Annotated in this window: 13 protein-coding genes; 7 read left to right on the forward strand and 6 right to left on the reverse strand. The window is 72.9% G+C overall.

All coding sequences use genetic code 11. The annotated features are described in order from the left end of the window. Window positions 1–14: 14 nt before the first annotated feature. Together ABTZ17_RS14695 and ABTZ17_RS14700 are read right to left on the reverse strand one after the other, a co-directional pair. A complete protein-coding gene (locus tag ABTZ17_RS14695; RefSeq protein WP_352195959.1) occupies window positions 15–1,199 on the reverse strand; it encodes a PP2C family protein-serine/threonine phosphatase in 1,185 nt (394 codons plus the stop codon). Beyond that, window positions 1,196–2,818, reverse strand: a complete 1,623-nt coding sequence (locus tag ABTZ17_RS14700; protein WP_352195960.1) for a sensor histidine kinase — start codon at window positions 2,816–2,818, stop codon at window positions 1,196–1,198. Before ABTZ17_RS14700 ends, ABTZ17_RS14695 begins: the two co-directional genes overlap by 4 nt. A gap of 126 nt (window positions 2,819–2,944) precedes the next feature. On the opposite strand from ABTZ17_RS14700, the gene ABTZ17_RS14705 reads away from it, so the two are divergent. After that, entirely contained in the window at window positions 2,945–3,715 is a 771-nt protein-coding gene (locus ABTZ17_RS14705; protein WP_352195961.1) for a response regulator, read from the forward strand. A gap of 142 nt (window positions 3,716–3,857) precedes the next feature. On the opposite strand, the gene ABTZ17_RS14710 is transcribed toward ABTZ17_RS14705, so the two are convergent. After that, on the reverse strand, window positions 3,858–4,541 hold the full coding sequence (locus ABTZ17_RS14710) for an SDR family oxidoreductase (RefSeq protein ID WP_352195962.1): 684 nt from the start codon (window positions 4,539–4,541) through the stop codon (window positions 3,858–3,860). Window positions 4,542–4,635: 94 nt separating this feature from the next. Here ABTZ17_RS14710 and ABTZ17_RS14715 point away from each other — a divergent pair, with 94 nt between their 5' ends. The 4 genes from ABTZ17_RS14715 to ABTZ17_RS14730 all read left to right on the forward strand — a co-directional run bounded on the left by ABTZ17_RS14715 (window position 4,636) and on the right by ABTZ17_RS14730 (window position 7,213). Continuing rightward, complete coding sequence (locus tag ABTZ17_RS14715; RefSeq protein WP_352195963.1) at window positions 4,636–5,196, forward strand: TetR/AcrR family transcriptional regulator; 561 nt, start codon at window positions 4,636–4,638, stop codon at window positions 5,194–5,196. Window positions 5,197–5,372: 176 nt separating this feature from the next. Continuing rightward, on the forward strand, window positions 5,373–5,711 hold the full coding sequence (locus tag ABTZ17_RS14720) for a hypothetical protein (protein ID WP_352195964.1): 339 nt from the start codon (window positions 5,373–5,375) through the stop codon (window positions 5,709–5,711). Window positions 5,712–5,972: 261 nt separating this feature from the next. After that, window positions 5,973–6,662: an alpha/beta fold hydrolase gene (locus ABTZ17_RS14725; RefSeq protein ID WP_352195965.1), complete on the forward strand. Its 690-nt coding sequence runs from the start codon at window positions 5,973–5,975 to the stop codon at window positions 6,660–6,662. Window positions 6,663–6,823: 161 nt separating this feature from the next. Further along, entirely contained in the window at window positions 6,824–7,213 is a 390-nt protein-coding gene (locus tag ABTZ17_RS14730) for an ATP-binding protein (protein ID WP_352195966.1), read from the forward strand. 45 nt (window positions 7,214–7,258) lie between these two features. Here ABTZ17_RS14730 and ABTZ17_RS14735 read toward each other — a convergent pair whose 3' ends face one another. Then, window positions 7,259–7,621, reverse strand: a complete 363-nt coding sequence (locus tag ABTZ17_RS14735) for an STAS domain-containing protein (protein WP_352195967.1) — start codon at window positions 7,619–7,621, stop codon at window positions 7,259–7,261. A gap of 341 nt (window positions 7,622–7,962) precedes the next feature. On the opposite strand from ABTZ17_RS14735, the gene ppk2 reads away from it, so the two are divergent. Further along, the gene (gene ppk2 / locus ABTZ17_RS14740) at window positions 7,963–8,925 is read left to right on the forward strand and encodes a polyphosphate kinase 2 (RefSeq protein ID WP_352195968.1); all 963 of its coding nucleotides are present in this window, start codon (window positions 7,963–7,965) and stop codon (window positions 8,923–8,925) included. 22 nt (window positions 8,926–8,947) lie between these two features. Here the strand turns inward: ppk2 and ABTZ17_RS14745 are convergent, their stop codons facing one another. After that, a complete protein-coding gene (locus tag ABTZ17_RS14745; RefSeq protein ID WP_352195969.1) occupies window positions 8,948–9,946 on the reverse strand; it encodes a helix-turn-helix transcriptional regulator in 999 nt (332 codons plus the stop codon). A 416-nt stretch (window positions 9,947–10,362) separates the two neighbouring features. On the opposite strand from ABTZ17_RS14745, the gene ABTZ17_RS14750 reads away from it, so the two are divergent. After that, a complete protein-coding gene (locus ABTZ17_RS14750; RefSeq protein WP_352195970.1) occupies window positions 10,363–11,832 on the forward strand; it encodes an aminotransferase class I/II-fold pyridoxal phosphate-dependent enzyme in 1,470 nt (489 codons plus the stop codon). 82 nt (window positions 11,833–11,914) lie between these two features. Here the strand turns inward: ABTZ17_RS14750 and ABTZ17_RS14755 are convergent, their stop codons facing one another. Next, window positions 11,915–12,823: a glycosyltransferase family 2 protein gene (locus ABTZ17_RS14755; RefSeq protein ID WP_352195971.1), complete on the reverse strand. Its 909-nt coding sequence runs from the start codon at window positions 12,821–12,823 to the stop codon at window positions 11,915–11,917. Between the last annotated feature and the right edge of the window lie 2 nt (window positions 12,824–12,825).

Here is a 12,825-nt window from a genome sequence, read left to right on the forward strand (position 1 = left end):
GGCGGAGCCGTGGCTCAGTGGCCGTGCCAGTCCAGGCGGAGCACGGCGAGGTCGTCCTTGTGGCGTCCGGCGTTCAGGGCCTGGGTCTCCTTGATGAGGCGGTCCACGTGGTCGGCCGGGTCGGTGGGCGGCATCGTGCGGATGAGCTCCAAGAGCCCTTCGGAGCCGAGCCGTTCGGGACCCGCCCCGTTGTGCCCCTCGGTGAGGCCGTCGGTGTAGAGGGTGAGGGCTCCGGCGGTCGGCAGCGGTATCTCGGTGGCCGCCCAGACGCCCAGACCGGGGGCGATGCCCAGGGCTATGCCGTGCGCCGCCTCCACCTCGTCGGTGCCGTCGGCGGTGGTGAGGAGGGGCTGGTGGTGTCCGGCGAGGTGGACGGTGGCGGTGGTCGCCCGGTGGTCGATCGTGAGGAGGGTGCAGGTGGCGAACAGGGGCTGGGTGCCGCGCTCGGCCACCAGGATGCGTTCCATCAGGTGGAGGAGATCGGAGCCCCGGTGACCGGCGAGGGTGAGGGACCTCCAGGCTATCCGCAGGCAGACACCGAGGGCGGCGGCGTCGGGGCCGTGGCCGCTGACGTCACCGACGACGGCGTGCAGGAGGCGGTCGTCGTCTTCGACGACGTCGAGGAAGTCGCCGCCGAGCAGGGCCTGTTCCGAGCCGGGCAGGTAGCGGCTGGTGACGGTGACGGTAGAGGTCTCGATGAGGGGCTGGGGCAGCAGGCCGCGCTCCAGACGGGCGTTCTCCTCGGCGCGCAGGCGCGCCTTCTGCGTTTCCGCCGCCGTGCGTTCGGTCTGGCTGCGGTAGACCGCGTAGCGGAGGGTGCGGCGCATCAGTTCCGCGTCGACCCGGCCCTTGACCAGGTAGTCCTGGGCGCCGGCGGCCATGGCCTCGGCACCGGCCTGGGCTTCGGACAGGCCGGTCATGACGATCACGGCCGTGTGGGGGGCCAGGGCGCGGACGGCGGCGATCGCCTCGGTGCCCGAGACATCGGGCAGGTGGAGGTCGAGCAGGATGCAGTCGGTGGCCGGGAGCGTCAGTTCCGCCCGGGTCTCGGCGAGCGTGCTCCGCGTCACGAGCTCGAACCGCAGTCCGGTGTCGTGGAGCAGTTCCTCCACGAGCAGGGCGTCCCCCGGATCGTCCTCGATCAGCAGGATGCGGTAGCAGGGCTCCGCCCCGGGGGTCCCGTAGGCCGGGATGGTCATGACGCCTGCTTCGCGCCGCGCTCGGTGTCGGCGGCCCCCTCGACGGGGTAGGGGCCGGGGGTCGGCGGCGGCTTCGCGGCCAGGGTGAAGACGATGCGGGTCCCGGGCTCGCTGTCCGGGTCGGAGCCGTACGCGGGGTCGACGGCGATGGTCCCGCCGTGGAACTCGACGATCTTCTTGCACATCGCGAGGCCGATGCCGCTGCCGGCGTAGGCGTCCTTGGTGTGCAGCCGCTGGAAGATGACGAACACCTTCTCGGCGTACTCGGGCGCGATGCCGATGCCGTTGTCGGTGACCGTGAACCGCCACAGGTCGCCGTCCCGTTCGGCGCCGACGCGGATGCGGGGGGTGTGGCCGGGGCGGCGGAACTTGATGGCGTTGCCGAGCAGGTTCTGCCACAGCATGCCCATCTGCGTGGGATCGGCGACGAGTGCCGGCAGCGGGTCGTGCTCGATGACCGCTTCCGCCTCCTCGGCGCTGACGCTGAGGGAGCCCAGGCTCTGCTCGAACACGTCTTCCAGGTCGAGCTCCTTGAGCTCGTGGTGGACGCGGCCGACCCGGGAGAAGTCGAGGAGGTCGTTGATCAGGACCTGCATGCGGTTGGCGCCGTCGACCGCGTAGTCGATGTACTGGTCGGCCTTGGCGTCGAGCTGCCCGCCGTAGCGCCGTTGCAGCAGCTGGGTGAAGCTGGACACCTTGCGCAGCGGCTCCTGCAGGTCGTGGGAGGCCACGTAGGCGAACTGCTCCAGTTCGGCGTTCGACCGCTGGAGGTCGGCGGCCTGGGCGTCCAGCCGGAAGCGGGCCTCCTCGGTGAAGGCCAGTTCCCGTACCAGGCGGCGGCGCATGGAGTCGATCTCGCCGCTCAGGCGGCGCAGGTCCGCGGGCCCGGTCTCGCTGATGGGGTGATCGAAGTCACCGGCGGCGATCGTCCGGGCGTCCGATCCGAGCTTCTCGAGGGGCGTGGTGATGCCACGGCGCAGGGCCGCGGAGACCAGGACGGCCAGAGCCGCGATGACGACGGCGATCGTGGCGAAGATCCAGTTGCGGAGGGTCATGGCGGCCGACAGTTCGTCCACCGCGCGCACCCGGTCCGCGCGCAACCGTTCCTGCTGCTCGCCCAGCGCGGCCCGCAGGGCGTTGAACGTCGCCTTGCCTTCGGCGGCCCTGGTCAGTGCCACGGGGGCGGGGGCACCCGCGGGCGCGGTGGAGATCGGGCGGGCGATCCGCTCCTGCCACGTGGCCGCGGCCTCCTGGACGGCCTTCAGGTCCTGGGTACGGGCCCGGTCCCCGTGGAGGAGCGCGGACAGGTTCCCGGTGTAGGTGGCCTGGTCGGCGAGCCCCTGCCGGTAGGGGGCGAGGAAGTCGGGGGTGCCCGTCAGTCCGTAGCCGCGGATGCCGGTCTCCTGGTTCAGCAGCGCCGATTCCAGCCGGAACGAGGTGCTGAGGGCCGGGGACTTCACGTTCACCAGGTTGTCGGTGAGGGAGGCGGTCCGCCCCAGCGCCCACGCGCCCGCGCCCCCGAGCAGTGCCAGGACGACCGCCGAAACGGCGACACCGGCCCGCAGCCACCGACGGGTCGTCCACGCGGGCAGCGTCCGCGTCCCCGGCAGCCTGTTCATCCTGCTCACCCCTCTTCAACCCCTCCGCTGTGAGCGCCATCGGACAGGAGGCGCGCAGGCATACTGTAGATGGCCGTTGACAACAGTTGTTGTCGGGGGAAGGGATCTGGACCTAGAGTGCCGGTCATGCCTGGCGAGAACTTCGTTTTGCGGACCACTCCGGAGGAAACGGCCGCAGCAGCCGACGCCGCGGTCGGGCAGTTGGCGCGGGTGCTCGCCCGCCGGCTCCTGGAGGAGCCCCCGCCCGCGGGACAGGGTTCGGCACGGGCCCTGTCCTTCCTCCACCTGCTGGAACACGTCCGGCAGGCCACCGAGCGCCTCCAACGGGAGGCCGCCGTCTCCGCAGCTCGCACGGGTGCCGGATACCCACAGATCGGCGCCGCATGCGGCATGACCCGCCAGGGAGCCCGGCGCCGCTGGCCCGGACTCTTCGACCACGCCTACGAAACACCCACGGAGCATCCGATGATGACCACCCCCGCAGGCCCCTTCGACGTGCTGCTCGTCGAGGACGACACGGCCGACGCCATGCTCATCGAGGAGGCACTGTCCGAGCGCGGGGCCCGCAACCTCATCCAGGTCAGCGACGGGGTCGCCGCCCTCGAGTACCTCCGCTCCCCCGACGCGGTGCGGCCCGACCTCATCGTGCTCGACCTCAACATGCCCCGGATGAACGGGCGGGACCTCCTCAAGGTCCTGAAGGCCGACAGCGAACTCCAGGCCATCCCCGTCGTGGTCCTCACCACCTCCTCGGCCCCCGACGACGTGGTCGGCGCGTACAGCAGCCACGCCAACGCGTACGTGACCAAGCCGGTCAACCTGGACGAGTTCGAGCGGGCGGTGCAGAGCATCGACGCCTTCTACCTGGACACCGCGGCCCGCCCCCGGCGCGGCTGAGGCGCACCGCCGGGGTCCCGGGCCCGCCGCGAGGACCGCGCGGGCCCGGAAGCGGCGCCGGCCGACGACGGGATCGACCCTCGGACCCGTCACGGCGTCGTGGGCGGGGTGACCGCCGTCGCTTGTCGCGTGACCCGCGGCGTCAGGGCGCGACCGGCAGGGCGGCGAGATTCCGTTTGGCCCGACGGGTGACCTCGTCGCCGAGGACCTCGGGCCGACCGGTCTCGATGCCGGCCAGCACCTTGGCGGCGATTTCGCCCGGATCCGCCTTCGCCACGGGCAGGGCCGCGGCCATGTCGGTGTCCATGAGCCCGACGTGCAGGGCCGCCACCTTGATGCCGCGGGGTGCGAGTTCCTCGCGCACGGCGTTGGTCTGCGCCCAAGCGGCCGCCTTGGCCGCCGCGTACGCGCCGAATCCGGCCGGATGCCACCAGGACAGGGCCGAGAGGACGTTGAAGACCGTTCCCCCGCCGTTCCGCTCGATGACCGGGGCGAAAGCCCGGGTGACGGCGAGGGGTCCGAAGAAGTTGGTCTCCAGTTCCTCGCGCACCTCGGCCAGGTCGCCTTCGATCAGGCGGGCGCCGGTGTAGATGCCCGCGTTGTTGATCAGCAGCGTCGTGTCCGCCGCGCGCTCGGCCGCTCTCCGGACCGAGTCCGGGTCGGTGATGTCCAGACGCAGCGGCACGACGCCCGGCAGGTCCACTGACTCGGGGCGCCGAGCGGCGGCGTAGACCTTCGTTCCGCGTTCGACCAGCTGAGCCGCCAGATGACGGCCCAATCCCCGGTTGGCTCCGGTGACCACCGCGATCGCCTCGTGCAGTTCCACGTCCACCTCCAGAATAGATGATGCTTAAAATCTAAAACCGAGGATAGAATAGAAGTCAAGCAACATCCGAACGGGGCGAACGGGAGGTCGGCCGATGGGAAGGGTCTCCCGGGCACAGGCGGAACAGAACCGTGCCCATGTGGTGGCCACCGCGTCCCGCCTGATGCGCGAGCGAGGCACGCACGTGAGCGTGGCCGACCTGATGGGGGCGGCCGGATTGACCCACGGGGGCTTCTACAAACAGTTCCCCTCGAAGGACGCGCTCGTCGACGAGGCCACCGCCCACGCCTTCGCGGAACTCGCCCGCCGGCACCGAGCCGCCCTGGGGGCGGCGGCCGACGACCCCGGCGCCGCGCGGCGGAACGTCATCGACGACTACCTCTCACCCGCGCACCGGGACGACCCGGGCGGGGGCTGCCCCGTCGCCGCGTTCGCCTCCGACCTCGCGCGCGAACCCGGCTCCGGCCCGGGCGGAGCCCACGCGACGTACGCCGCAGGCGTCACCGGCTTCGCCCGGTCCCTGGCCGATGAGGAACAGGACGGCCTGGTACGGCTCTCCACCCTGGTCGGTGCCCTGGTGCTGGCCCGCGCGACGCGGGGCACCGACCTGTCCGACGCCCTCCTGGACGCGGCCCGGGACGCGCTGCGCCCCTGACCGCGCCAAACCCCTCGGCGGGGCACCGCCCGCGCGACTTCGGTGAGGGCGCGGAGTTCACCTCCGGCGGTGACCCCGGCCGTGCCGGCGCCGCGCTTGCGTTCCGCAGGCGCCTCTTCGGACCCCGCCCCCGGCGATCGGGGTGTGACCGGCCGGTGACTGGGCAGGCGCCCCGGGTGCAACGGAAGCAGGGGCCGCCGGTCACGACCGACGGCAGGTACGTCATCATCGCTGGACGCCGCTGGCGTGCCACGGACCCCACGGTGCCCGAGGACGCCGCGGCCCGGTTGCGCATCCACCTCATGGACGCCCGAAGGGCCGTCGGCGCGGCACGGAAGGCGGAGGACCCGCGCGCGGAACGGCGGGCCAGGCACCGTGTGCACGCGGCCAAGGTGGCCCTCGGCGAACGCGGCGAGCCGTGGTGGGACCAGGACTCCAGGGCGCGGGAGGCGCGATGGCGGGAGGGGCTCGCCGCCCTTGACGAGCACGCCGACCCGGCGGATCACGACGTCTGAGGTACGAGAGACCCGGCCGGCCCGGCCCACGCGGCTGCGGGAGCCTGCCCGGAACGACCCGCCGCGAGGTCCCGAACCGGTCGTACCGCGGCCCACCGGATCGCCCTCCGAGTCGGCCGAGGCGTTCCCCACGCGTGACGAGCGGGCGATCACCTGCCGTTGCGCCCGAGGCCGAACGGGTGTGGACTCGGAAGGCCGGACGGCCCGAAGTCGGCCGGAGGGCGCCAAGCGCGAGGGGGGTGCACCGAGAGGATCGTGTCGATGTCACCGAGCAAGCCGAGCATCGTCTTCGCCCACGGGCTGTGGGCCGACGGCTCCTGTTACAGCGAGCTGATTCCCGTCCTCCAGGGAGAGGGCCACGAGGTGGTGTCCGCGCAGAACTCCCTGGACACGCTCGACGGGGACGTGGACGCCGTCCGACGGGCACTGGCGCGCGTCGATTCGCCCGCCGTCCTCGTCGGTCACTCCTGGGGCGGTTTCGTGATCACAGCCGCCGGTACCGATGACCGGGTCGCCGGGCTCGTCTACATCGCGGCCCTGGCCCCGGACGCCGGGGAGACCCCGCAGGACCTGATCGGCAAGTTCGACCCGCCCCCGTTGTTCGGACACCTGGACGCCGAGGACGGCCGCCTGTGGATCGCGCGCGACGGCATCTCCGACTTCTGCGGCGATCTTCCCGAAGCCGAGCAGCAGCTGGTCTGGGCGACCCAGGGGTCGGCGGCGGAGGGCCTGCTCGCCGCGACCGTCGACGACCCCGCCTGGCGGTCCCGGCCCAGTTGGTTCTGCGTGACCCGGCAGGACCGCGCGGTCATGCCGGACCTCCAACGGTTCGAGGCGGAGCGCATGGGCGCGACGGCCGTGGAGGTCGACTCCTCTCACGTACCGATGCTCTCGCGGCCGGAGGTCGTACTGGACCTCATCCGCAGCGCGGCGGCGGGCGTGACCGGATAGGGCCCGACGGGCTCGGCTGGAACCGCGGCTCAGGTTCCGCCGGGCCCCTTTCGGAGCCGCCCCCCGGATTCTGCAGCCCCGCCCGCTCTCCTCCGGCCGCAAACCCGCAGTGCATCGGGTGGCTCCTTTTGCTCCGGCCGTGGGCGGGTAAGGGAGGGGGCATGGGAGGCAGCACCGTACCGGGCACACCGTCCGCCCCGCACCGGGCGGGCATCAGCTGCGCCCAGGCGCGCCGACTGGCACGGGACCTCCTCGACGGGCTCGACACCACCCCCGAGCAAACCGCGGACGTGCTGACCGTGGTCACCGAGCTGGCCTCCAACGCCCAGCGGCACGCGGGCGGCGTCACCGGGTTCACCCTCACCCACCGCGCGGGAGTGGTCCGCGTGGAGGTATCCGATGCCTCGCCGCACCCGCCCGAGGCCCGTCCGTGGGCCCCGGCCGAGCCCGGTGGTTTCGGCTGGCTGCTGGTCAACCGGCTCGCCGACACCCAGGTCCGCCACACCGCCGGCGGCAAGACCGTGATAGCCGAGATGCCCGTCGGTCCGTAGCGGCCTTGAGCGGTCGCTCGAACAGGGCCTCGCGTTCGGTGGTCGTCAGGCGCACGGGGTGAAGGTGCTGGTTCCCGGGTTGCCGGTGGGCAGGAACTCGTTCCAAGAACCGTCCGGAATGGCCTGGGCGGCCATGAGGAGCAGGTGCCGGGGCTGGGCCAGGAGCCCCGTCACGACCAGGGTCGTCCGTGCCTCCTGGCAGGCGGAGCGCTGCCGGTCGAGGAGATGGAGCGCGGCGACGGCCATGAAGTGGACCCGGTGGAAGTCCCAGACGACCCGGGTGACGGAGGTGGGCAGGAGCCCTGCGGCGGACTCCAGGCCCGGCAGGCTGTCGTGGTCGATGTCCCCGCGCGGGGTGATGACGGCGGTGTCGCCGTCGATGGAGGTGATCGTCGCGGTGCTGGTCATGGCGCCCCCAATCCGAGGGGGTCATGAGCCCAGAACCACTCGCGCGCCCGGGATGCGTGGGGCGCGGTGGTCGTGGCGGGGACCGAATGCCCGTGGAGGGGGCGATGCCCGGAACCCGTAAACCGGTCCCCCACCGCCCTTCGCGGTGCGGCCCGGCCGTCTCTGCGTCCCCCGAGCGTCCCACACTTCCGGCCCATCCGGTCAAGTCCCTCTCCCGCCCGGCCCCGGTCACGCGCGACGACCCCGCTGCCGCACGGAGAAGGCGGGCCCGTGTGAGATGCGTCCCCACCCTGCGGGAATCCGCGTGATCGTACGTGCGCGCGGGGGGTAGGAGGCCGGACATGGGTGAAGAGGAGCGGGATCTGCCGGACGTGGAGGAGTTGCTCGCGGGGCTGCGCGTGGACGCGCGGCGGCCGGAGCAACCAGTGCTGCTGGACGCCTCCGGGGCCTCGATCCGCACGTGGCGGGAGAGCTATCCGTACGACCGGAAGATGCGGCGCGGCGAGTACGAGCGGACCAAACGGATCCTGCAGATCGAGCTGCTGAAGCTCCAGCGCTGGGTGAAGGCGACGGGCGCCCGAGTCGTGGTGGTGTGCGAGGGCCGGGACGCGGCGGGGAAGGGCGGCACCATCCGGCGGTTCACGGAGCGGCTCAATCCGCGCGGGGCCCGGGTGGTGGCCCTGGACAAGCCGACCGAGCGGGAGGCCGGCCAGTGGTACTTCCAGCGGTACGTCGCCCACTTGCCGGCTCCGGGGGAGATCGTGTTCTTCGACCGGTCCTGGTACAACCGGGCCGGTGTCGAGAAGGTGATGGGCTTCTGCACGGAAGAGGAGTACGCGCTCTTCCTGCGGCAGTGCCCCGTCTTCGAGTCGATGCTGGTGGAGGACGGGATCACGCTGGTGAAGTTCTGGTTCTCCGTCTCCCGCGCCGAGCAGCGCACCCGTTTCGCCATCCGACAGGTGGATCCGGTGCGGCAGTGGAAGCTCTCGCCCACGGATCTGGCCTCCCTGGACCTGTGGGACGACTACACCGCGGCCAAGGTGGCGATGTTCCGCGCCACGGACACCGGTGGGGCCCCGTGGACGGTGGTGAAGAGCAACGACAAGCGCCGGGGGCGCGTCGAGGCGATGCGGAGCCTGTTGTGGGGCATCGACTACGACAGCAAGGACGGAGAGGCGGTGGGCCGCCCCGACGCACTCGTGGTGGGCGCCGCGGACACCCTGCTGGAATCCGGTGAGGAACCGACCTCGCTCACGCCGACCCCACTGGCCGGTCCCCCGTCGGGCCCAGGCCTGCACCCCTGACACCGTCCTCCCACGGACGGCGTCAACGCGGCCCCCGGGCGGGCTCCGCGAGGGTCCGGCCCGGGGCCCGGTCGTAGGCCAGGCGGTAGGCGGCGGCGAACCGGCCCTGGTGGAGGAAGCCCCACCGGGCCGCGACGGCGCTGACGGTCACGGACCCACCCGGCTCCGCGGCCCTCAGCTCCGCGTGGGCCCGGGCGAGCCGTACCCTCCGCAGGTACCCCAAGGGGGTCGTGTCGAGGTGGCGCCGGAACGCGTACTGCAAGGCCCTCGGCGTGACGAAGGCCGCCGCGGCGATGTCGGCGAGGGTGACGGGCCCGTGGGCGGCTCCCTCGATGTAGGAGACGGCCCGGCGCACCGTCGCGGGTGAGGCGTCCCGGCCGTCACGGGGCACGAAGGGCGTGTCGTGTGGCGGGACGAACAAGCTCAGGGCCGTGGCCGCCAGGAGCCGAGTCGCCGAATCCAGGAGCAGGAGGTCCGGAGGCGAGCCGTCCGCACGGAGGAACGCGGCGGTCAGGTAGTCGACGGTGGCGCGCCAGGTGCCCGCCTGCCGAGGGGCCAGGGGGCGCAGGTCCCGGAAGCGCGGCGCGCGGCCGGTGTCGTCCGGCACGAGACCGGCGACCTGCCGGAGGACGGGGGTGGCGATGGTGACGGCACGGAGTTCGGCGTGGACGAGGTGACCCTGGTACGGGAGGTCGGGCTGCGAGGCGGCCATGACGTCGCCGGTGGCGGCGCGGGTGTTCTCCTTGCCGGTGCTGCGGGCGAAGCGGCCGGCCCTCACCTCGGTGACCGTGAGCGTTCCGAGCGGTTCGCTGCGGTACCGGCAGGGCGCGGGGAGGCGGAGCAGGCTCACGGCCACGGAGCGCACCGCGTCGCGCCGGTACAGGAACGGACGATCGGACTCCAGGGCTCCCATGCGCAGGCTGGTTCCGTAGGCGGCCCGCATCCAAGCGGCCGCTTCGTCCGGCTCGCGCGTGAACACCCGCTCGCTCGCGCGGCCCGCAGCCGTGCGTGGACGCTGCATCCTCGGCATCCCTCCTCAGACCTGACGGCCGGCCAGTCTACGGACGGGACGCTTCCGCTACGGCCCGATCCGGCCACGGTACGGCTCGGCGGCTGGGCGGGTCGGCTCCGGGGACGGAGGCGGGCACCCGGCGTCCGGCGCGGCGACCGGCCCGGTCTCTCCGGCGGGCGCGGCGCTCATCGACCCGACGCGTGGTGGGCAGGGGGGCGACGCGGGCACGGGTGCGCGACCTTCGTACGGGCAGGGGCAGACGGGCCGGACACGTACGCGTCCCGTGCGTCGACGCGCTTCCGATACGGCTCCCGGAGGGTCATGTGCGCCCGCAGTCGCCGTAGGGGGCCGATCGGCCCGCCTTCGGCGTGCCACACGGACCGCGGCGCCGTTTCCCCTCCCTGGGAGGGGGCAGGCGGCCGGGTATGGACCAGTCGAGAGCACCCGTACTGGACGCGCTGGCGGCCTACCACGCCTATGCGCAGACGCCCTTCACCCCGCCGGGGCACAAACAGGGGCGCGGAGCGGATCCACGGGTGCGGGCCGTGCTCGGGGACTCCGTGTTCCGCTCCGATGTGCTGGCCACCAGTGGGTTGGACGACCGTACGTCCTCCCAGGGGGTCGTCGAGGAGGCGCAGGCGCTTATGGCCGAGGCCGTCGGCGCCGAGCACGCCTTCTTCTCGACCTGCGGCAGTTCGCTGTCCGTCAAGTCGGCGATGCTGTCGGTGGCCGGGCCGCACGAGGAACTGGTCGTGGGGCGGGACGCGCACAAGTCGGTGGTGTCGGGCTTGATCCTGTCCGGGATCCGGCCGGTCTGGGTGGACCCGCAGTGGGACGCCGACCGTCACTTGGCCCATCCGCCCTCCGCGGAGGCCTTCGAGGAGGCGCTCGCCGCGCATCCCGGTGCCCGGGGAGCGCTGGTCACCACCCCGACTCCGTACGGGACCTGCACGGACCTCGCGGCCCTCGCCGAGGTCTGTCACCGGCGCGGCGTTCCTCTGATCGTGGACGAGGCGTGGGGGGCGCACCTGCCCTTCCACCCGGATCTGCCGACCTGGGCGATGGACGCCGGGGCCGACCTGTGCGTCACCTCGGTGCACAAGATGGGTTCGGGGCTCGAACAGAGCTCGGTCTTCCACCTCCAAGGCGATCTGGTGGCTCCCGAGGTGTTGAGGGCACGCGAGGACCTGCTGGGCACCACCAGCCCGTCCGTCCTCGTGTACGCCGCACTCGACGGCTGGCGGCGCCAGATGGTCGAGCACGGCAAGGCCCTCTACGACGACGCGCTCGCCCTGGCCGGGCGGGTCCGGGACGGGATCTCGGACATCGACGGCCTGCGCGTCCACGGTCGTGAGGACTTCTGCGGCCCCGGACGGGCCTTCGACCTCGATCCCCTCCAGATCATCATCGACATCGGCGCCTGGGAGGTCACCGGCTATCGGGCCGCGGACTGGTTGCGCCGCAACCACCGCGTCAACCTGCACGTCTCCGACCACCGCCGGATCAGCGCCCAGCTCACCCATGCCGACGACGAGCGCACCGCCGGAATCCTCCTCACCGCCCTCACGGACCTGGCCCGACACGCTCCCGGGCTGCGCACGGGGCAGCCCGTGCACGTCCCTGGCCCGGAGGCGCTCCGCTTGGAGCAGGCGGTCCTGCCTCGGGACGCCTTCTTCGGGCGCACCGAGCAGGTTCCCTGGGAGCGGGCCGCCGGGCGGATCTCGGCGGAGGTGCTGACCCCGTACCCGCCCGGCATCCCGGCCGCGTTGCCCGGCGAAAGGCTGAACGAGGACGTGCTGCGCTACCTCCGTACGGGGGTCGAGGCGGGCATGGTCGTACCGGACGCCGCCGACACCACGGTGGAGAGCGTCCGGGTGCTGCGCACGGAGCGGTGAGCCCGGGACGGAGAAGTTCGCTGTCGGGCCCCGTGACCGGTGCACGGGGCTCGGCAGCGTGACGGGCCGCATCGGCCACGGGTCACCGTCGGCCACCGGTCGCCGGATCCGGTCGGCCGTTCGATGTCCAGAGCCCCGTTGTCGCCTGCGGTACGTCAGCGTCCGCGGTCGGTCGGTCCCCCGTGGCTTCCCAGGTGTCGGTCGCGGAGTCATGCCGGACCAGCCCCAGACGGGCGAAGGCGTGCAGCCAGCCCTCCATGGGCCAGCGGCCCCAACGCCGGCGGAACAGGGCGCCGTTGCGCAGGATGTCGGCCAAATGCCGGACCGGTGGGTCCTCGACGGGGTGGTACTGGTGGTGCACGGGGGCGCCGCCCAGCCAGCACAGGTCCACCCCGGCACGTTGCGCGAGGTGGGCGAAGTCGGTGTCCTCGCCGCCGTAGCCGGTGTACTCCTCGCAGAATCCGCCGACGCGCCGCCAGGTGGTGGCGGTGAGGGCGAAGGACAGGGACCAGAACAGGTTCGGGTCACCGCCGGTCAGGAGTCGGTCCGGTGCGGGGGCGGGGCGACCGGGGTGGGGGGCCGCCATGTGCGGCAGGTCCGCGAGGCGGTAGCCGCCGGCGGGCGGGGGCGGGAGGTAGGCGACGGTCCCGCACAGCAGTCCCCCGTCGAACGCGGCCTCCGCGTACCGGGCCACGGTGTCCGGGCCGGGGAGACAGTCCACGTCGAGGAAGACCAGCACCTCCGCGCCGAGAGCGAGGGCCCGGCGGGCACCCGCGTTGCGGGCGCCCGCCAGCGGGAAGCGGCCGGAGGCCGGTACGGCCACGGGGACCACGCTCGCCGCGGGGCTGCCCCGGGCGGCTAGCTCCCCGGCGGCCGGGTCGTCCATCGTGACGACCACGTAGGTGTCGGGACGGCGGGCGCCCCGGTCCAACGCATCCTGTTGGAGGGCGAGGTGGCGGTGGCGGCCCGCGACCAGAGTGACGACCGCCACTC

Origin of the sequence: Streptomyces sp. NPDC097619 (assembly GCF_040302735.1) — a bacterium.
Taxonomy (GTDB): Bacteria; Actinomycetota; Actinomycetes; order Streptomycetales; family Streptomycetaceae; genus Streptomyces.